At 49.8% G+C, this 22,604-nt stretch carries 1 protein-coding gene (cut by a window edge); it reads left to right on the top strand.

Annotation, left to right across the window (positions count from 1 at the left end; genetic code table 11):
* Positions 1–22,604 carry the 3' end of an ATP-binding protein gene (locus HQM15_07110; protein ID MBF0492532.1) on the top strand. It extends 30,031 nt beyond the left edge of the window, so 22,604 of the gene's 52,635 nt are visible here — the last part of the coding sequence; the start codon falls outside the window, past its left edge; its stop codon occupies positions 22,602–22,604.

Below are 22,604 nucleotides of genomic sequence, written 5' to 3'. Positions count from 1 at the left end.
AAAATTATCTTCAATCCTTTCGTGATTTTTTTGTATTTTATGAAAAATGTATCGAAGCCTTAAAAGACAATCCGCAGGCCCTAAGCGAATTTAAATCCAATGTTTGGATTGAGGAAAATCAGCTCGCATATCAGCGCTGCCTCGAGATCCTGCAAGGTCTTCCCATCGAATATCGTATAGAAAATATTCCTGAACTGACGGTCCTTCTGGGCCTGGGCGAAGGTGTGGAGGTAGATCCCGATGTCCCTATTGCACCCTCAAGAATACCACAGGATTTGCTACAAGGCTTGGAGACAAGGAGGAGGCTAAGGGAAGATGAGAGCTCCGAAGAAGTAGCGATAGCGTTCCTGCAGTACGGGATAGATTATGCAGAGAGGCCATCCATACTGCAAAAAATTAAGGCGGCAGAAGGTGAAGCGATGAGCGACGATCGTCCTCACTCTGAAGTAGGTGTTCGTTATTTAATTAGCACTGTGCTGATTCCTGCGGTGCTGGCAGAACAATTAAAAGCCGTGGGGGCTACAGCTACTGCTGCGTTTAAAGGTAGAGTCTCCAACTTTTGTCTGAGCAAATTTAATCTCTGCCCTTTGGAACGTGTGGATGCCCGAGTGCTGGATGCCTTTGCCCGTGCCCTTGCCGATTACTACGAAAAATTTGGATTTGTTGAGGTCCTCGGTTTGCTGGATACGCTGGCCAAGATAGACCTAGAGCCTGCCGAGCGCGAGGCCTTTAGCCATTATTTGAAGACTTGTACGCAAAAGGTGGCGGAATTATCGAAGGTGGGTGGTTTAGCGGGCGCAAGCACTCTGGGCCTGCTGGCGCTGCTGGGTGCCGGGGCGGTTACTTTGTTTCCCAATATTTCGGATGCCGCAGCTTTGCATGGGGCGGCCAGTGTTTATTCCTCCTCGGGCAGTCTGCTGAGTGCTGTGATGGCCGCTGTGGGCGCGGTTGCGCTGGGTGCGGTTTTCATATCGAATCGAGACAGCAGAAAAACCTTTCAGGTCAGCGGCATCTCCAGCGAAACCGGCCCCTTTGAAGGGGCCGAGTTAGAACTGCTTTCGACAAATAATTTGATTTATGGTTCGGACTCTTCGCGCCTGCTGCGGGTTGTGGGGGTGGAGGGTTATCAGGTCACTTGTGAAGAAATGTTGGCGGGTGCAAAAGCCCCCCAGCGTTGGGTTTTTAGCGCCCCCGATTTAGCGGCTCAGCTGAAAGTAGAAGAGGCCTTACAACTTACGCATCCCAGCTTTGGGCGTTTTCTCATGCCTGCCGATTTTCACAATTCCCCTCGCGTAAAACCTCGCGCTGCGGCCATTGCCCGCGAACAGCTTCGGCAAATTTTGGGGCAGTTTGGTTTAAAACAACCGGAGCCGGGCTCTTATAAAGTTTTTGTGAGAGCTGAGAGTATTGCCATTCTGAGTGATGAAAAAGCGGCAGCACTTTCCGCAGACCCCGATAATTTTATCATCGAATTTAAAGTGTTGCCTGGGGGAGAAATCTCCCTCACAAAGCCCCGCCAGGAAAAACTGGAGCGTATGCGCCAGGTTTTGTTTGGAGAAAACTCCTCCGAAGAGTTGGCCAGTCTCACGTATGCCCACGCCTGTCTTTTGGAAGACCCTCCTCTGGCCTTCAGTGAAACGGTGACTTTGAGATATGCCTCTTACAGAGAAAATCTTGAAAAATTTAAAAACACCACGAACCTGCAAAAGCGACAAGAGGTGCTGGATAGTTTGTTGAACGATTTGGAAGCGAATGTTCATTCAGTCATGGATTATGGTTTTTCGGATCGCGATGAAATTCAAGCCGAACTGGTTGCCTTCGAACAGATTTTGAAAGATCAGGCGGCGGCTTATGCCGAGGCCATGAGGGCTTTTACTACCGATACCGCCACCCTCAACAAAAACTATAGGGAGTTTTGGGAGGCGAATGCCACACGGTTCGATAGGTTTTTGAGGATATTAGAGCTTAGTACAAAAGATAAAAAACTACTGGATGCCCGCGTGCATCTGCTTTTTTTATTCGAGCAATCGTTTCCTTTATTCCGTATCGATCACCGCCGTTTTCGTTTTGCCATTCCGGAAGTTTTGGAAGGTAAACGAGATTCCGCGGAACTGTTCCAAATTTTTAGAGGGGCTGTAAAAACCAATAAGTTGTTTATTGAATGTGGCTTCATAGTTTATGGCACGAACGGTCCCTTAAGATTGCTTTTTGAAATTTGTGCCCTCATGCGTGCGAAGAAGGTGGAAGATCCGCGTGACCCTTCCATTCGACCTTCCCATTTTTCGGAAGCCGAATGGGAAAAAATTGTTAAAAGCGTGAATTGGGAGGCGATTGTAGAGCCTCCTCGGAGGCCAGGAAATGCAAGAATAGACAGGGTCCCAGGGGTTCTCGCCGTCGGTGCTCTTTTGCTTGCAGGAATCACGGGTGCCTTTGATGCCGATGCAGCAATCTTGCATGGAGTCCAGCCCTCTCAAGGTTTATGGGGTTTTGGCGGCCTGGCTGCAGTCGTTGCCCTGGGCTTGGGGGTGTGGGGAATCCTAGGTCCCTATAAAAGACTTTTCAGTTCGGCGTCTGTATTGCATGAAGGGGAGACGCATAGTTCTTCAGGTCGAAAGACCTTGGTGGGTCGTCTGATTCAATCCCGGCAGGAGGGTTGGGTTGCGGAATTAGGAAAGAACCTGGAAGCCCTTCAGACTGCCCTTCGGACGGAGGATGTCTCTGCCTGTAAAGAGGTCTTGAATAGTTTTCATCCCTTGCTTCCCCATCTGAAGGGGCAACAAAAATGGATCGCGTTTATTGCCATTTTTGAATCGATGAATTCCCCGGATACGCAGGTTCAATTGAGGGCTGAAACGCTTTGTGTAATTATTGCCGAAGAACTCAAGAAAGAATTTGCCCTCGAAGCAGGAAAGCTCTTGCTTCATGAAATTCAAAATCAAGAAGAGGCCGCCCAGCGGCGCCTGTTTTACCGTCTTTCAATTTTGGGTCATCTGCTTTTGAATCCAGAAGTGAGCCTGGCTACTCGAGCAGAGTACGCGCAGGTTTTGATGGCCCATGCCCGCTCCGAGTCGGTCGCAGTCACCAGAACTTCCATGCGCGAGCTGGCCGCTGCCTTTAAACGTTTGCCGGTGGCTCAGAAAAAAGAATTTCTGAATTTACTTTCAGAGCGAAGCACAGATTCTGAACCCTTGATTGCCAACAGGGCTCGAGAACTGAAGGCACAAATTGCAAGCGCTGAGAGCGCGCCGTCAAAAACCTCTCCCGCGACCTTGGGCCTGTTGGGGCTTGCCGGGGTCAGCACCGGTTTGGCTGTGCTCTTTGCCCCGTCCAATGCCGAGGCCATGGTGCGCACGGTGCAAACGACGCTGTCTGCTGTAAATGCAACTTCGAGTGTGTGGAGTTGGGGCGTGGCCGGCGCAATCGCCCTGAGCCTGGGGGTGCTGGGGATGGTGATGAAAGCGGGGGGAGCGGATACAGAAGCTTCTCCGTCATCGGTTGCCCCTCGATTAATCGAGCCACAGAAGATCGCTTCTTTTATAGAAGAGCATGAGGCCGCATTTCGAAGACTGGTAAGAACGGCCTATGAAGAAGCGGCGCTTCATCGGAATGATCGCGAAAACGAGGGCGCATGGCAGGAACTCCCGGACAGTGGTTTGAGATATCGCCTACGGCCAACATTTCGCAAAGGAAAACAACAAGTGGTCACAATCGTCGAATGCGAGATGCCAAACCACGGTACATTTGAAGTTGTTTGTAAACAAGATCACGAAGGAATGTTTGCACAACAGCAAGTACACCCACTCCTACAGCGACTTCTTCCACGTATTTATCTTGAAGAAGGTGGGATCGCGGTGATTGAAAAGATTGAGGGCCTAGAGCTAGAGCCTTATCAAGCATTCATCACAGAAGAAGCCCGACTCACGGAGCTTGTTGAGACAGCGGTGACTATTCTTGAAGATGTTTCAAACTCACCTTTTGTGTTGCAGGATGCCGATTTCATGGATGGGCATAATGTAATGTATGATACTCGGCAACGACGGTTTCGACTATTCGATATTCATTCATTTTCATCTGGTGATGACAAGAAATCGGCAGGAGAGAAGGTCTGTCGATTTTTGAATGACAAGCTCGCCTACCGTCGCGAAATAACGGAAGAACACACTCGTTTTGTAGAGTTATTTTTACAAAGATATCCAGATGCGGAGGCCATGGAGTTCAGGGGAAGCGTTGGCAGGCAATTGGAAGAGGGTACCGAAGAATATGAAAAAATGCTCGAAGAGGTCTATGCGGAGCATCCTTGGTGGAGAGCCTCTGGGTGGCGTGGCGTCATGCAGACACTCGATGATGGCGTCATCGGACTTCGGCCCGATATTCGTAAGGCCTGTCTGGAGAAGCGCAACGGGGCTGTTTTTGAGCTTCTACAAGACCCTAAATACAAGAAGACACAAAATCCATTATTGGCCAAGATACGGGGTGACGAAGGAAACGAGGTGACGAAGGGGGATAATGTTTTTAAGGGCACCCCGTCCGTTCTACTCCTCGCCGCCGGGGCCGGTGCCCTGGCGCTGTTTGCGCCCAGCTCGGCACAGGCGATGACGTTGGGTTTGGTGTCGGATACAAGTCCCAGCATCTGGAGCTGGGGCCTCACCGGCGCAATCGCGTTGGGCCTGGGGGTGCTGGGGATGGTTGGTAAGCCTGCTGAGGGTGCAGCCCCAGCGGCGTCACCGCTTTCGAGTGAACAGCAACAAGCCTGCTTCGACAATCCACCAGCCCACCTAGAGGAATTGGGCGAACTTTTGCATCATCTGAACATGCAGGAATCCCAGGATCCAGCCTTGGTAGCTGCTTTTAACGCACTTCGCTTTGAACAATTTCCACCGGCTTTATTGGGAGAGAAGCCCCTTGCCTGGAGGAGGATGACACTGGAGGCTGTGGTAAATTCCAAAATTTTTTCAGAAGAAGCGCGTGCGCGATTGAGTGCGTATTTACTGAGTATCGAACTTTCACAATTTGAAACGGACACTCCCCAGAAGTGGGAGGTGACTAATAATCTCGAGCTTCTTGCGCGCCTGCAGGAAAAGCTGAGAGCTCCTGTGCTTTCTGGCCTGCACACCCCGGTCGGCCTAGCCCTTGCGGGTGTGGGTCTGGTTTTTCATGCCCCTCTGATGGTGGAGGCCGGGTTTGTCTTAAGCGCTATGGCCTTGGGGATGACTTGTTTTTCGGGACGAGCTTTTTGGAAGGGTTTCAGAAACATCTTCAGCAAGCCCGGGCCCTCTGCTGCTGCAGAGTTGAACCCGCTGCTTCAATTTCAGGAACAATCAAGGTGGGTGTGGGCTTGCTCGAACCAGCATCCGGAGATAGGCAGCTACGTACACGAGTTCCGGGGACGGATCCACATTCTTCTCAATACTTCTCGTCGAGAGAAAAATGCCGCGACTTCTGTTTGGGTGAATTTTGAGAGTGCTGAGGTCTACGCAAGTGCCTTGGAGGCAGGAGAAGCAGGCATAGAAATTTGTTATGAGGAAGATAGGCTTACCTTGACAGCCGAGAGTGCAAGGCTACTCGAGGAACGCTGGGAGGCGCTTTCTTCTGCGCCGGAAATGGATTATCGGGGAGGCGAATCCCAGCGTGTAAAGTTTGAGAGGTCCCTGATTTTGGCCTTGGCCTGGATTGATCGGCCCCTGCAGACGGGGCAAAAAACTTCCCATGAGATTCTTCAAGAACAACTGGCTTCACTCGAACGGGCAGACCTTGAGCCTCAAGCCTTTCAGAAGGCCGTTCGGATTTTTGTGACACAATTTATTGCTTCACTGAACAAGCGCATCATTGAAAACGCGGCACCCTTGCAACGTTTCTTGAAGGCCCTGAGTGCCTCTCCCCCTCTGCGCCAGTCTCCCCTCCATCAAGATGCAGCGCTAAGCCTGATGAACCTTGCCTTCGATGATATGACCAAAACCTGGAATCAGGGTCTTACGGAAGAAGAAAAAACGGCCCTTCGTGAAACCTTCAGCGGGCTTGATCCCCAGCAAACAGAAAATCTGTTTTTAGGGCTCCTGGAGCATGTAGGTGAATATTATGAGAGCAACGTGATCTCCGATCTGCTGATTTCTTCCAGGTTGTGTGGAAACCCCTCGTTGTGGGCCGCTGCCCTTTTGAAGCAGTGGGGTAAAAACCAGAAGGCGCAAAGACTGCTGCAGAGGCTTATAGAACAGGCTACTCGCCAAAGAGAGGAGGATGCGCTCTTGTTTTTGTGTAGCCTGGTGACCCCTGAAAACGCCGCCCAATATCCCGAGGCCGTGGCAGAAATTCTGGAAAAAATAAATGACAGCAGAGATCCTTTCCTGCAAGCGCGAGTGGCAGAAAGCGCTGCCGGTGAAAAAGAAGCTCCCACGCCAGATGAAATGGCGGGAGTAAAAGCTTACTTAAGAACAAGAGCAAATCCTGCAGAGGCGCCAGCAGCCAGAGTTCGAGTGGAGACTTCCGAAGAAGCCGCTCGATTGGCACGAGAAGCCGAGGCTGCTGAGGCTGTTGAGGCACAGGCTGCCGAGCCTGTAGAAGCAAGCAGAAGTGCTGCGCCAGATCCAAAAAGAGGACGTAGCGGCCCAGCAAGTGGGAGGCTTACCACCACTTTCCTCGTGGCCGCAGGGGCTGGCGCCTTGGCGCTTTTTGCGCCCAGTTCGGCACAGGCCATGACGCTGGGTTTTGTATCCAACGTCAGTGCTGATTCGAGCGTGTGGAGCTGGGGCTTCACCGGCGCAATCGCTTTGGGCCTGGGTGTGCTGGGGATGGTTTTTGATCCACGCGCACGAGTGGCAAACGATAACGCAGTGCCCTTGTCCACCTTGGAAAAACTGGAAAGACTGAAGGCAAGAACCGATCTATTCGCCTTTAGGTCAGTCCGGGATATCGTGGTTAGACAACACGGTCAGCCCTTTAGCCTCGCGGAAACAGAAGCGCTTTATAAAGTGCTTACCCCCATGGCTCAAACGGCGGTTCAAGAAGGAGATTTGAACAGGCTCTTACAGCTGCTGCAGCTTTCGCTGAAAATTAACCAAGAAAGGCCACAGTATTTGGTGGGGAGAAATAACGATCTGAGAAGAAAGCTTTTTTTAGAAAAATTGGGGGTAGGGGAAAAATCTGGGGATTTTATAGAGCAAATGAGAGACGAAGAAGTGGTCTGGATTGGCAGTGCTGCCGCTCAAATTCTGAAGGGTGAATTTGTAAGCGCGCATGATCGCGTCCTGCAATATGCCAAGCTGGCTGCTCATCTGGCAATGAGCCCCGCTTTGTTGGAGGTCTTTGTCAGTAGAATTCTTCAATCTGCTGCCACCGTGGAAGAACGCTTAGAGGCCCTGGCAGTGTTGGGCTGCAATCCGCTACTTACTTTGGAACTGCGTCAAAGTTTAAGTGTTAGAGTGCAAAATCTTGTAGGGGTTTCAGGAGTAGCCCGCCAAAAAATATTGAAAGAGCTGCAACTTCGTCCCTCCCAACTCACTCAGGCCCGTGTTCATTTATATTTTCGCGATTCGAGCAAGGCCGATCCTCATCCCGAAATTACAGAAGCCGCTTTACGCCTTACAAAAGGAGAGAGAGTTGCTGAAGCGATTGATTTTGCGGAGGCTCGGCGAAACTTTAGTCGTACAGTAAGAAGTTCCATTGGCGCCGGCACACTCACTCTTTCCCAAGGCGAAGCAGACTCTTGGACGGTGCTTGCTGTGGAAGTCACAGAAGAGGAAGGGGGAGTTAAAAAAATCCTCACCCTGAGTCGTATGAGACAAAATGAATTACGATTAGAAACGGAAGAGATCAAGGTAGAAGGGGCCTTGATTGATTTAATGCCCTTGTATGCAGGCGCTGAGCTGAGGTTTGAGGCGTCCGACACGCGTCCTAGTTCTTCAAAAATGGGGGGGCTTCTCAGTAGGCTTGTCTCTTTGTTTACGGGGGGACTTCCTGGTTCAGGGGCTGGGCTGGCGGCCTTGGCCACTTGCAGCTCCGAGGCCAGTGCTCAGGTTAAGGCCGATCAAATGCAAGTGGGAGCGGCAGCTTTAATTCAAAATAATTCAGGATCTTTAGCGAGTGCCGGTGTGCTTCAAGCCCTGGCGGTGTTGGCAGTGGTTGCTGTAGGGGCATTTGTGGGGGGGGCTTGGTTACGATCCCCCCGGGCCCCCCTTGCTAAGGGGGGAGTGAGGGGGAGTGAATCCACGGGATCTCTCACTGAGCTTCGAGAGAAGGAGAGGAAAATACAGACAGATATTCAGCGCTACCACGAAAATCGCAACACTCACCAAATGGGTAAGTTGGTCTTAGCCATTGAAGACCTGTGGCAGGTGCATCACCGGGATGCGGATTACGATTTGATGAAACATTTTTTCAACCCGCTGCAACAATTGCTACGCACCCCCGGTAGCAATGGCTACGAAGTACCCAAAGGCGTTTTCCAGCGCCTGCTGCATCAGGTGGAAAGCCAGTTGAATATCCACAATGAGGCAAACCACGAGGTGCTGGAAGCCTATCAAGAAACCCGGGAAATGTTGGAGGTTTGGGCCTTGCGTGGGGCAAAAGCTTTGTCGGATAGCTCCTCCGATACTCTTGAAACCCAGGTGCCTCCTCCCCTCAGCTCCACCCCTCTCCCAAATTCACCTCGAAGATCTGCTGCACTGTCTAGCAGCCTTGGAATTGGAGCACTGAACACCGGCGCACTGATTGCGGCATCGGCGGCGGGTTTGTATGCCTTGTTGAATACGGGGGATGCCCTGGCCTTTGTCCCTGGCGCTATTCCTGCCACATCGTCCCTTTTGAGTTGGGGCCTTGGGCTCTTATCTTTGGTGGCAGCGCCTTTGGCGATGGCAGTGTTACGAGAAGAAAAAGGGGAGCGCTTAAAAGAGGAAGATCTTGCAGGCTTGCAATGGGATATTTCCTGGAGACAAGGAGAGGCCTTGGCTTATGCGAAGCGAGTGAATGAAGCGATAAAGGACCTCGTGGAACCTCTATCAAAATTAGGCTTAACTTCCGCACAACAGGCCTTTGTTCTGCGTAGAATTTCGGGATCTTCTGCTTTGCGAAATGATGCTTCGGGACCTGTGCCCGAGATTTATCAAAATCTCTTGGCCTTGTTGCAATTGATGAAGGGCCAAGGCTGGTCTGCTCAACAGATCGATGCCTTTTTCAGTTTTAATTGTTCACGTCGAACCGATATCCAAACTTTAGAACTGCTGAAAGACATGCAGCCATTGTTACAGCTTTGTCAGAACGCTCAATTCTCTGCAGAGCATCAAGCCAAATTGATTCGAGAGTTGCTTTCGAATTTTGGAGAGGGAACAGAATACAAGAGCAGCCTGAATGCGTTGTCGAAGGTGTTTGATGCCCTTCAAACAGCCGAATGGAAGCCTGAGCACCAGTTTCAATTGATGTATGACCTGCTCGATCGCAATTCTCCTGAACGAGTGATGGCCCTTTGCAAGCTTGTTCCGGGTGTGGTGTCAGAACTGGGTAAAGAAGGATGGAGTGCAGATCCGCAAGCCGAGGTCTTAAGGCACGTTCTTCTTTGTAGTGGAGGGAATGTTGTGGAGCCAGAAGCCTTTGCGCAAATTCCTTCCCTCGCAAAAAAAATGAGGGAGGCCGGCTGGAGTATTTCCAGGCAAGTGGGATTTCTCAAATATAGTGCTTGCAGCGTGGCCAATTTTAGAGCCGTGAATCAGGCGATCCAGGCTTTCGTTGCCGCGCAATGGAACCCGGATGATGCGGCAATATTCCTGACATGGCATCGTTCTCAAGAGATACTGAGTGTCTTGCCTGAATTGCTTCAAGAGATGACAGCGGCGGGCTGGGGCGCAGGGGGACAGGCTGAATTTTTATCAAAAGTTCATCGTCACGGACAAGTTTTTGGCAGACAGGTTGTGCCCTTGCTTCCAGAACTCTTCAGGGCTCTGCAACAGGGAGGATTTTCTGTACTCGATCAGCAAAAAATTTGTGCAGAAATTGTGTGGGGGAATAAAGAGGAAGAAGGGGTTCAAAATATCCAGGCTCTCACGGCTTTGCTCAAGACTTTTAAAGAGCAAGCCTGGAGCGCTGAAGAGGCAAGCCCCTTTATTCTCCGAGTGAGCCATATTGCAGGAGTGCAGGACAGAGACTTGAATACTCTGGCCTCTGCTTTGAAATTTTTGTCTCAGGCAGGCTGGAGTCAAAGTCAGCAACAGGTTTTTTTGGGTGCCTGTTTTGGAGAGTATAAAGGCGGGGCGGGGACGCTCGACTTTTTCTCGCAACTCCCTGCTGTACTTGAGGCTTTTCAAGTCAGGTCTTGGTCTGTGGCGCAGCAGCAAGCATTGCTCTTGTGTTGTGCCCAACAGTTTCAGAACGATTTTTATTTAAAAGCAGATTCTTTGCTTCAAGTGTTGTCCGCTTTAAAATCCGCGAAATGGGAAGATACCCAAGCATTTTCTTTCTTGCAGCAATTCATTCCCAACGCTGGGACCTCCGTGAATTCAGCCCTCACAGAATTTTTGCCGGCCTTGAAGGCCCTGCAGAGGCTGGAAATAGATCCCTTGCGTCAGGAGGCTTTTTTTGCACGCATTTCTAAACATGCGAGGCGTTCGGAAATCTATCTGCGCTTGGCTCATACCTTGGAAACAATGACAGGCAAGGCGGAAAAAATGTCGCAGCCTTGGGCCGCAGAGCGTGCCCTGGAATTTTTGGCCCAGATGGCGGAAGATCATCCCTTCGAAAATTTTGATTTGAGTGAACTCTACCGAGGTTTAGCGAATAGTGTGGAGGCCATGAGAAAAAGTAGATGGGAGGTGAAAGATCAAGACTCCTTTTTGACTCGAGTGACACAAGCCTCCAAATATCGAGTTGCCACTGTCTACCAAAATCTACCCACGCTTCTCTCTAGCCTGAGTGAGCAAAGTTGGAGCACGGCCGAGCAGCAACGCTTGATTTTAGGCCTTGCCGAGAAAACAAATTTTCAAACGGCGGTGAATTGGAATTTAGGGGCTCTGACCTTGGCTTTTAAGGAACAAGGCAGGAGCGTAGACGAGCAAATTGATTTGATCCTTAAACTCTCTGAATTGGCGGGAGACCATAGCGCTGAGCTTTATCATGAGCTGCACTATTTGCTGAAGGTGATGAACGACTATGGCTGGAATTTGAAACAGCAAGAAGATCTTTTGCTGAAGACCGTGGAGCGCAGCGGGCAGGCCTTTAGCCATTCTTATCAGTATTTACCCGTGGCCTTTGGGCTTTTAAAACAACGCGGGCTGAGTTCGCCGCAAATTTATGCGGTGGTGATGCAGGTGGCCGCAAAGGCAGAAAATGAAACGGCCCGAGCGCTTCGTCTGTATGATAAAATTTTGAGCTATTCGAGCGAAGCAAAGCAGCAAGAAAACATCCAGACTTTCTTGAAGATGCTCGATTGCCTGACCCACTATAACCGAAGAAGAATGCTGGATTTATTTTTGCAGCAGGATGCCTTGTTGAAACAGCTCGGCCCTGAATTTTTTGATGGGCAGCTTCAGCTTTATTATTACCTTTTAAAAACCTGGCCCAAGCTGAGCTTTAACCTCTTGGAAGGGATCTTCGAGGCCACTGAGAAAAAATTGATTTCCGCCGATTTATCGCAGGAACGGGCGCATATTCTGCATTTCATCGAACAGACGAATGGCTTTATTCCGACGCTTTACAGCATTTATCGAAGCGCGGGGGATGCCATCTTTGAAGAACTGCGCGGCAGTGTGAAGAAAATTTTAGAAGACGAATTTAGTCTGGAAGATGCCCTTCGCATTTTGAAAGAAAAAGGCAAACAGGGCGAAGAGTATCTGCTTTGTATGATTCAAATGGTGTCTCCTACCAGCGGGGCAAGTTTTGTACGACGCAGCGAACAGATTCAACTGATGCGGCAAATGCTGCAAGCAGGCGATTTGAGGGAACAGGTGCCTCAAGCCTGGAGAAAGCAAGTGGAACGTTTTACGATGCAGCAAGGTATTCGTACCTTACGACCCGGGCAAAGCTTAGATCAGGGAAAGATACAAAGCCTGTTGGCTTTGTTTAGAGGGGGAGAGGAAGGACAAAAAATCAAAATAGATAAAGTCGTAGAGGCCTTGCTGGCCTATATCGCTTCTCCTCGTGATCTCGAAATGCGCAAGCGTGCTTTAGAGATGTTGTGTCAGTATGCGGCGCAAGATCCGGCGATGCAGGAAAAAATTGCAGCAATTCAAGAGGACGAATATTTAACCCTGGCCTTGCTGGAACAACTTTTTACTGATCACGATGCCCTGCCACAAATTTTAAGTACTGCCTTAAAACAAATTCCAGACGAGGCTTTGCTGGGTAAGGGAGAACAAAAAGGTGTGATTGATCCTGCTCGTGTTCAGGGTTTGATCGGCCAACTTACCCGAATTTGGCAGAGCGATGGAATGGAAGAGACAAAAAAGATTGAGGCCATTCGCAACATGTTGCGAAATTTTCCTGCGACTGAAATCGAGAATAAAATTCTCAACGCCTCTTTGGATAATAATTTAAAAACCATGCTTCGGGCCTTGGTTTCTCAAGGAAGAGATTTGAATCGCCGCGAACTTGCCAATCAGCTTTTGCAGGGCCCCTTGGCGGCTATACAGAGTGAAAAAAATAAATTTGATTTAACCCAGACCACAAGCATTCCCCTGGCCTTGCGGGTAGTGAAGGGCCCCACTTATGGTTTGTCTGGACTCACTTCAGGCGTCTGTACTGCAGACGACGTGGCTTTGTGGCAGCGCCCTAATTATCGTTTAATGGCTTTGGTGGATGAATCGGTCAATAAGGCCGTGGGTTATCTGGATATGATGGAAGTGGAACGAGACGGAAAGAAATGTTTCATTTTGCTGGGCATGAATCCCTCAGTCGAATTTCTGAGCAGTGTGAATGGGCAAGAATTGTATCGCCAGCTGATTTCGAAGGTGATCGCCTTTGCCAAAACAGAAAATTACGATGTCATCTACATGCCCACTAATCCAAATATTCACAGCAATCGGAGTGATATTTCCTCTGCCATCAAGAAAGCAAATTATCCGACGCGGGATATTGCGCAGGTGGATTGGAATACCAAGCCTCCCAATCCCTTCACTTCCGTCTACGAAGTCTGGCGCCGACCGAACTCCAGCGGGCCTCAGGGCGGCTCAAGTGGTCCTTCGAATGGAGGAGACCCTCGCATTATTGCCGAAGGTCCGGGTGGACAGTTGCCCTTGCAGGGTCATCCTCCGATTCAGGCGCAAGCAGAGCCAGCGCCGCAAATAAATGCCGCTTTCAATCAAGCGCATCCTCGCCTCGGCGAAACGGATCTGGCCGCCGAGACTGCGCCCGTACGTGCTGAAAAAACCCCTCCTCCCGCAGGGGCCTTGGGCCTAATCCTCGCCAGCGCTGCAACAGCGGCCGGCATTTTGATGCAGGGGTCGGAGGCGAGTGCGCAGAATATTCCTTCAAATTTAGCTCACAGTGCTTTGATCCTAGATGCCCAGCAATCTCCTCTCTCCAATATACCCCTCTGGACCTGGGTGATCCTTGGTGTGTCGGTTTTTGCGGGGATTGTCTTATCGGGTAGAAAAGATCGTGCCTACCAACAGCGCAAACGGACGCGGAATATAAAATTGGATCTCCTGGTTTCCGTCCTTTCAGCGGCGCTGCGGGTGGCGGAGGCAAAGTCGGAGACGGGAAGCCTCTCCGACGAGGAACGTTCCCGCATTGCCACGCAAATTTTAGATCAGCACAATGTTGAAGGTCTGCGGGCTGAAATCAGCAGGGAAGGGGAGCAAGTTCAACCTAGCAATATTCGTCAGGGCTTAGAGCAAAGCTCAAATCGAAATCGCAGCATCATCGAGTTGATCAGCAACAGTTTGGATGCCGGCAGCAAGCAGGTGAAAGTGCAGGTGCAAAACGGGCGTTATGTGGTGGAGGATGAAGGCAGCGGAATTCCAAAATCGGTGCTGGCCACCATTCTCCCTATCCCCGGGGCTTCCACTAAAAGAGAAGGACGTGATATTGGGCGCTTTGGAATTGGATTTTATACGGTGCTCAGTCATCTTAAATCTCCGCAAGACCGCGTCATCCTTCAAACGGGTAATGGGCATGAATCTTATCAAGTTGAATTTTTTGTGAATGAAGAAGGTGAACTTTGTTTTTATTCCGAAAAGAGGGAAGCTTCTTTATTCGGAAAAGTGAGAAAAGGGACGCGCATTGAGGTGATCAGTAGCGAGTTGAATGTCGAGGCCTTGCAGCATGAGGCCGAAGAATATTTGCGATGGGTGGATGGCAGCGAAAAGAGTATTTTTATTAATGAGCGCAAGATTAATGATTGTGAGTTTAGTGAGCTGGCGAGTGTGGAGTATGCGTTGGGTGGGGAGGGGCGGTTGATGAGGACTTCTCATACCTCACCCCAACCCTCTCCTACCTTAGGAGAGGGGGTAAGAGGGGAGGGGATCTCTTCAATACCCTCTCCTAAGGTAGGAGAGGGCAGGGTGAGGTATGAAAACCCTCGAATCATCCTCCGCATCGGCGGAGTCAGCATCGAAGACTATGAAATCTTGGGCAGCCACGCGGGTCACGATTTGGTCCTCGATCTTCCCGTCAAAACTCCCCTCACGTTACAGCGCGATCGTATTGATCCCGATGAGCATTTCGCGTCGATGTTTGAACAACTGGTGGCCAAAATTGGCGACCTGCAGACCTTGAACAGTCTGGCTCCCCTGGCGGATGCCCTCAATCAGAGGTCTCCCAATCAAAATTTTACAGGCGTACTCTCCGCCCGCTTTTGGGCTTTAGCGGCGCAAACTCCAGGTACCCGGTTCTTGCCCGCCACCCCGCGCCTGACGCAGCATCTGCAGCAAAATGAAAATGATATTTTGGTGCACCCCAGCTTGTGGAGTGAAGCACAATGGAAAAGATTTAATGGCCCCGAGGAATTGGCCACGGTGACTTACAAAAGCCCCACCCATGCCGTTCAAACGCTGCCTGTGGTGCTGCTAAAAGGTCTGAAGCAACCCCTGGTTCTGGATGCCCAGGCAGGAGTGCTGGCCCTCGATGCCGATCTGTATGCCAGCCGAATTCGGTCTCTTATTTGGCCCATCATTTTTAGTATTAAAGATTTGGAGTGCCAGGGCGATTGGGGAAAGAAGTTGCAGCAAGCGGCTGTGCAGGCGTCAAACCCCTCCTCAGCTCCCCTTGAGCTCAAGGGGAGGGATGGGGAGGGAGTAGGAACAACTGCGTCAATTGTCCATAACTCCCCTCAATCCCCTCTTAGCTTAAGAGGGGAAGGGGCAAGGCATAAATCCAGTGCGGCCTACTATGACAAATTAATGCAAATGGGCGTGCAGTTGGAGCAGGCGTTTACCCCACATAGTTTGGTATCTGGGCGTTTCTATGACACTCCTCAGGGGCATATTCGGTTGATATACGACAGTAATACCTTCTCTTTTTATTTGGCGGATGTCTCTGGGAGGCACTTGACCCCAGTCTATAAAGGAATGCAGCGTGAGTTTCCCAGTAAAGGACTATCTGGAATGATGGAGTATTCCCCGATTCGCATCCGGGAGCTTTATGGGCAAAAGGTGGTTTGTATTCTTGATAATGCCCATCGCATTTGCGCGCTTTTAGATCTGAATACCTTTCAACCCATTCTGCAGTTGGATGCCGAGTCTGAATTTCCTTTTTATGAAGAGGGGCAGTGGTACAAGTTGAGGAGTTGTTCGGAGCTTTTACGTTATAACCGACCAGATGATAGGCGCATGAACTATAATTATTTTAGACATCAAAGCGGCCGCTATGCGGTGTTTGATTCTAAAGGTAAAGAATTGAGACAATTTCATTTGAGCCTTTTTTTCTTATGCCAGGATAGACTTCTGATATGGGATGAAGATTCCTCCCGGTTTTGTACTCCCTTAGGTAAAATTACTCATGAAACAGAATATAAATCGGCAGATCTTTCAGTGGCCTTTGTAGGTTTTCAAGACAATCTCCCCCTTCCGCGGGTTACCAGCCGGTTTTCTCTGTATAATTTTAATTCGAAGTATGGTTTGAAAATGCATGAAACCCTGGATCTAGATCCAGAAGGAGCTACTCTTCTCAATCCGGATTTCGGTTCTCATGTTGTTGCCGAACGCTGGCGTTGTAACCCTTTCGTTTATTATTATGATAGTAAGAGTTGCAAACCAGACTTCTCGTTGACGAGGCATCAAGTTTACAACAGGTGTGGCGAATTGAGCTTATCCTTTGAAATGCCCGGTGACCTCAAAAGCGGTGGAGATGCCTTTGAAGGGGAGGATTTTATTGCCTGTTTTAGAGACTCCAAAGAAGGGACCTATTTTGTAAATAAATATTCAGCGGATGGTACATCAACGCGTATTTTGGGCCCCAAGCCAGATAAGATAAGTCTAGAAAGGCTTGGAGGGCAAGTGTTGCTTGTGACAGAGATTAAAGGGGTTAAATGTTTTTATGATACTTTAGGCACTGAGCTGTTTCGTGCCTCTGCAGATAGCGAGGTGGAAGATACCGCTATTGGCCCGGTATTCCTAAAAGATGCAGCTGAGGCCTGCCCAGTCTGTTTCATCGATACTCAAAAATATATTTCTGCTAGTTCTTCTGCTGTTCATATTTACGCACACCCCAACGATTTTGGCCAAGTGCTCTTGACAGTCGATCAACGTTCTCTCTTATCCTTCGAAACCCTGGCCCGCTTAATAGACGACCCCGTCTGCATGGCACGCTTCGAGGCCTTGAAGGCCCAAGGGGGTGCAGCCCTGGCTTCTCAGGCGATTCCCCTTTTAACCGAAATGAGCGAAGCGGCTTGGGCGGCGGTAATGGCGCACCCTCAGCGTACGGAGTTGATTGGCCTCTTGGGCCAATCGCCTTTTGCACGGCGCTTCTTTGAGAGATTTTATCGCAGTTATCCCTACGCCCAAATCAAGGCGGCTTTAGAACTGGTTTATACAATTGCGCCACAAATTGCGGCGGGACTCAGCGAAGAACATTTGAGCATGCGTCTGGAAAATCTCTTGAAGTGCAAGGTGAATCTCAGCAAGGTGTTGGAGGCCTTAAATCAGCCTACACCCGGGAAACTTGCCCTGGCGGTGACACAGTATTTTGCGAGAAGGGATTTTGAGAGCCTGCAGGTGAGGGCAGAAGGCGAGACCGCAAGTGGACAAGAAGTCCGATCCTCTCTCGAGCAGGTGTTGGCGGCCTTGTATAAAGAAAAAAATCCAAGGGCCCTTCCTGCTGCAGCGACGGTAGCCGCAAGCCCGCGTGCGAGTGCGCAGATTCGAAGTGAGATTAATCTGGCGCGCAATGTAGGCATTGGCGGGCGCCAATTTCAGGATTTTCATTTGTGGATGCAGGTGGCCATTGCGAAGGCTGCGGCCCAGGCCGATAAAACCATACAGATCAATCAGCATCTGAATGCCCAGGGGCATTTGGTATACACACTCAATTTTGCGGGGGCCTTGAGCGAGCAGGAAATTGTAGCGGCACTTTCGCCGCAGTCCAATAGCCCCTTGAAAGCGGCACTGTATGCGGCTTTGCAGGGTGGGGAGAGTGTGAGGATTTCTACCTCACCCCTTCATACCTCACCCCAACCCTCTCCTACCTTAGGAGAGGGAGTAAGAGGGGAGGGATCTCCACCCTCTCCTAGAGTAGGAGAGGGCCGGGGAGAGGTAGATACACTCGTCCTTCACCTCTCCAAAGACCCCACAGGCGCCATTCAGATTCGTTACGAAAGGCAGAGTGCAAGTGCAGCCGTGGAGATCCCGACAACAACTATCGAAGTTTCCCGCCGCTGTGATTTTGCCCCTTTTGATGCCGCCTTGTTTGAAGTGGAGGCCACGCAGCTGGCTCAGTATGTAGATCCAGAGCGGGTGCAGATCCAGCTCGCGGGGCAGGCCTTGAATACGGAGCGTATGACGGTGAGGGCGAGTGCCACCCTCACCCTACCGAAAATGCTCTCGCATTTTCCCCGTCAAGGGAGAGGGGAAGTAAAGAAGGGAAAAGAAGAGGCCCAAGTAGAAGTAGTCGACAGTATTGAAAACGTGTGGATGTTGGGGGATATGATCTTGGGCGAGATTCCCAAGGAAGTGTGGCAGGCCATCCCGCAAGAGATTCGAAATCTGGTTTCCAATCATCCGGTTTGTATTCGTTTGCAATCGGAACATCTGCGTACAACGCCCTCGGGTTATGATTTGGCCGACCGTGAGCAGGTGCTTGCGGAACTGAAGAAGGCCTTGCCCGCCTTGCTCATCAAAACTTTTTTACATCGCGTCAAAAGCCCCGATCAAGTGGAAGATCTCACTCAAATCCCGAAAGAATATTTCAGCGAGGCCTATCGTCTGGCGAGCAGTGAAACTTTGGGAGAGCAAGTGGAAAGAGATGCGGCAGCCATTAATGCCGGTCGTTATCAAGATGTGGCCGACTATGGGCGTTATGCCAATAGGCGGGAGTTGTTGAAGTTACTGACTTTGCTGGAGTATGTGCCAGCGCCAGAGGGAATACCCCTCACCCTAACCCTCTCCCCCAAGGGGAGAGGGGAAGACTCCCTCCCCCCTGGAGGGGGAGGGTTGGGGAGAGGGGGATCCCGGGCTTCTCACCCAGACCACCTCTCCTTTCGCGACATCTACAAAATTTATCACCTAGCCATAGGCGGTAATCTGCTAGCCCAAGAGCTTATCCGGGCTTTGAGAGAATCTCCCTATCTCTCCGAAGAAATCAAGGTTCGTCTCAATTATGAAGATGCCCTTTTGCAACACGAACGCCAGGTGCACGAGGAAATTGCTGCGCGCGTTGCCAGAAGAAAAGAGGCACAAGAAGCCGCTCCGCCTGTCTCGCATCTATTGGATTTGCAAGGTCTGGAAGACAGACCAGGATACTATGCTCATCCAGAAATTCCAAACCGCCAAGCCCAGGATTATTTAGGCGTGTGTGAAAAATTGTTGGGGTCTTTGTACTCGGCTTTAAATCGTGGACAAGGGGTAAGGGTGGGGCTGAGTAGCAAGAGAGAAGATAGCGTCAAGTATGCCTGGCATGCTGAGGATTCTTCTACTTATCATTTCTATCGAGGCCTCAATTATTCTCTTAGCCGCGATGTAGAGCGGTGGCAGCGGATTCGAGAGTGTACAAATGAAGCAGAGCGCAAGGCCCTTATTCACGAATTTGTCCTGAAAACGGTCGAAGAATTGACGCATGAATTGAACCATGTGGTGAACGATCATCCTCAATGTGAAGACTACACGCATGACGCAAAATTTTATAACGACCAGGTGGTACTCATCGCCCGGCTTGCCCTGCAAATTGACTCGGCGGAACAACTGGTAGAAGAATATCTGGATTCGTCTCCGCGTTTAGACACCACTCCTGCAAGGTCTGGGGCTGCAGCTTCAGGTTCTTCCCCCACCCGGGCAGGGGCCTTATTTCTCGCCAGCGCAGCCGGTCTGACGGCCTTGGCTACTCATACGTCTTCAGCCAGTGCCCAAACCATCCCCTCAAATTTGAGTCACGGAGCTCAGTGGCTGGTGGCGCAGCAGCTGTCGGGGTCTCAGTTTGATATCAGCACTTTTCTTAAAGCCGGTTTGGTCATCATTGTGCTGGGTTTGCTGGCGAGTGCAGCGGCTGCGGCTCAGGCCTTGTCTCGGGATCAAAAAAGAAGAGAACTACAGGAAAAAATTGATCGTGTGGCGAGGAACATCAGTGACACTCGGGGGAAACTAAAAATCTATCAAGCTCAGGTTGAAGAGGTAGACTCGAACTGGCTCGAGTATGTTAAAAATTGTGTTCTTGAGAATAGAAAATTAAATCTAAAGGATGGGATAGCTTATTGCGCGTTGCGAGCAGAAAAATTTCAGGAGCGGCTGAGAATTCAGCTGCAATATGAAACGGTTTTAAAATTATTTTTGGAGCACAAACTTTCGGGTGAAAGTGGGCCTGTTTCGCCTTTGTTAAGGCAGTTCAATCAAGCTGCAAAAGAGGTCCAGAAGATTGTCGCCACAAAAAACCGCGAGCAAATTCTGGCGGCTATTCGTGAACAGCGCAGCCTGGCGCTACGGGCTTTCTGGCAACGAGGAATTTCCAAACAGACACGAGATGCAGGGGCGTGTGTGCACCGTTTTAAGGCCGATCAACTTCAGGAATATGCAATTCAACAAAATTGGCTTCAGTCCACTCATAAAGGTACAGGGGATCAAGGTGCAGGAGCTGAAGTGCTGGAGTTGTGGAATGGTGAACAAGTGGCCTTCGAGGTAGAGCTGGGCAGGAAAGAGGGTAGTCAAAGTCAAAATGGGGCCATCGCTAAAACCTTTATCGGGCATCATGCCAAGAAAAAAACTAACGATGATCGAGCCTTCGTGCTGGATGCCAGCAGTGGGGTGATTGACGGCATGGGGGGGCATCAGCATCCCGAAGAAACGGCCGCTCGAGCGGAATTTTTCTTAACGCATTGGATAGACGAAGGTTATTCGGAAGAAGTTGCCCTGGCCCTAACGCAAGAGGCGATTTTGGCCTTTGGTTTGGAAAAACAATCTTTTCCACCTCCGAGTGCCGTTGCCCTGCTGACAAGGATAGAAGAGACCGCGCCAGATTTATACCAGGTGAATTCTTATTCGATGGGCGATGCCATTCATTTTATTTTTCGACCGGATGCCGGCCTGCCCCAAGGCTATGAACTGCTTCATGCCGATGAAGGCCAGGGGGAAGAAAATTGTCCCGATCAATACCTGGGGCAGGGTTTTGGGGCCATTGAAGTAAAGGCTGTGAAAAAAACAGTTCCGAATGTTCCCGCCGGGGCCTTCTCGGTTATTGCCTCGGATGGCTTGGCCAAGGTCTTTCAGCGTAAAGATTTCAAAACAGGAGAATTGAAAATTGATTTTCATGAAATGGCGCAGGTCATTGTACAAAGCGGGGCTCAAAATGAGGAAGAAGCCATGGAAGCCTTGTGGAACGAGGCCTTGCTGCGTATGTATCTGGCCAACTTCGTTCAAAAAAACCGCGATACTTATCGTTTGGATTTTAGTCGTGAGGCTTATGAAAGGCATTTTGCTAGGGCAAATCCAGGCAAAAAAGCTCCCAACAGCCCCTGGTCTTATGAGGGACATCGAATAGATGGTAGTGGCAATGTGTGGACGGCAGATAATCGCTGGGTAGCTCACTGGGGAAGAGATAATATTAGTATGGTGGTGAGAAAGGTGGGTGAGGTCCAAGAAACTAAGGGGCCTAGTACCAGAAAGGTTTTGCCGGGGGCTCTGAGTACGGTGCTTGTTAGTCTTGGAGTTTTGAGTCTGATTCCCAGGATCAGCGAAGCGCGGCCTTTCTTGGCGAATTCAATTGCTTCACAGGGAGAGATGTTTTGGTTTTCGAGCTTAGCCTGCTTCTTGCCTCTCGCCCTGGTTTTTGGAGGCTTGGCTTTTAGTTTCAGATCTCGATTTGCTGCTGCCTCTGAAAAAATGGGAGTGCAGGAAATGGCGGAGCGGAACTATTTAGATGCCAGCGCCTTCATTCGCCACTTGGAAAATGAGCCAGAACTTTTGAACTATTTTTCGGAAGAAGAAAAAAGAGCCTTGGCCTTCTTGAAGGGAATAAAAGAAGAGCAATTTGTAAAAGCCTTGTCGCATTTTAGAAATTCGGAAACCCCTTTTCGGGACCTGGCTCAAAAAACCTATGAGGCTTATCTTTCACTGCTTCAACAACTGCAAGAGAGACTACAAGAAAGAATTTCAAAAAAAATTGGCCCTAAAAAAAGTGTTTATAAAAACAGCTTGATGCCGCTGGTAGATCGCCTGCGTTCTTATCCACAAGAAAGTCAGCGCATTTCACGTCGTTTTGTGCAGGATCATGCACCGGCTCACCGACTGTTGTTGCAAGAGTTGCAAGGGATTCAATCTCGAGAACCTCATATTCTTAAATTGGAAGACCGTCTGAAAGATGCGGATAGCCTGTTTGAAAAATTTGTTCGACGGGGAGTGACTCATTCGGATGCCCTGTGCGATGTGGCGGGTCTTCGGGTGGTGATTGATAAGGCGGAGCATTTGGCAGAAGTTCTTGAAAATTTACAGAGAGAGTTGGCTCTAAAGAAAATTGAGGTACGTGATTTTTATCACAACGATGGTGCGATTGAGGTGGAAGAATTCATTGAGGCAGAAGAAAGAATAGAAACGAAAAAAGATTTGGAAGTGCACGAAAAACCCAGTGGCTATCGGGCGTATCATGTGACCTTTGCCGTGAAAGTAGGGGATAAATTTCTACCCGTTGAGTTGCAAGTGATGTCTGAAGCACAAGCAAATTGGAAAAACATTGACGATGAAGCTTACAAAGAAAAATTGAAAGTGCCCGAAGAAATACGTCTGGAGCGCAAGCGCTATTTTAAGCAGGTTTCGGATTGTCTTTATCAATTAGAAATGAATGAAAAACTGGAAGAAGCCTCGCGGCCGAGTGCCGCAGCTTTGATCGAGAGAATTCGAAATTCAGATTTGATTCAAGCAGATCAGGATTATTTGTTGTCACAAATCTTACGCATGAAAACCCTGTTTGAAGACTTTGAGCGCAAAAAGAAGTTGCTGAGCGTGGGTGGTGAAAAAAGCAGAATTTTTTACGGGAATAATGAAAATTATTGA

It is taken from the genome of Deltaproteobacteria bacterium (assembly GCA_015233135.1).
Lineage (GTDB): Bacteria > UBA10199 > UBA10199 > JADFYH01 > JADFYH01 > JADFYH01.
This window is presented reverse-complemented; position numbering and strand designations above follow the sequence as displayed.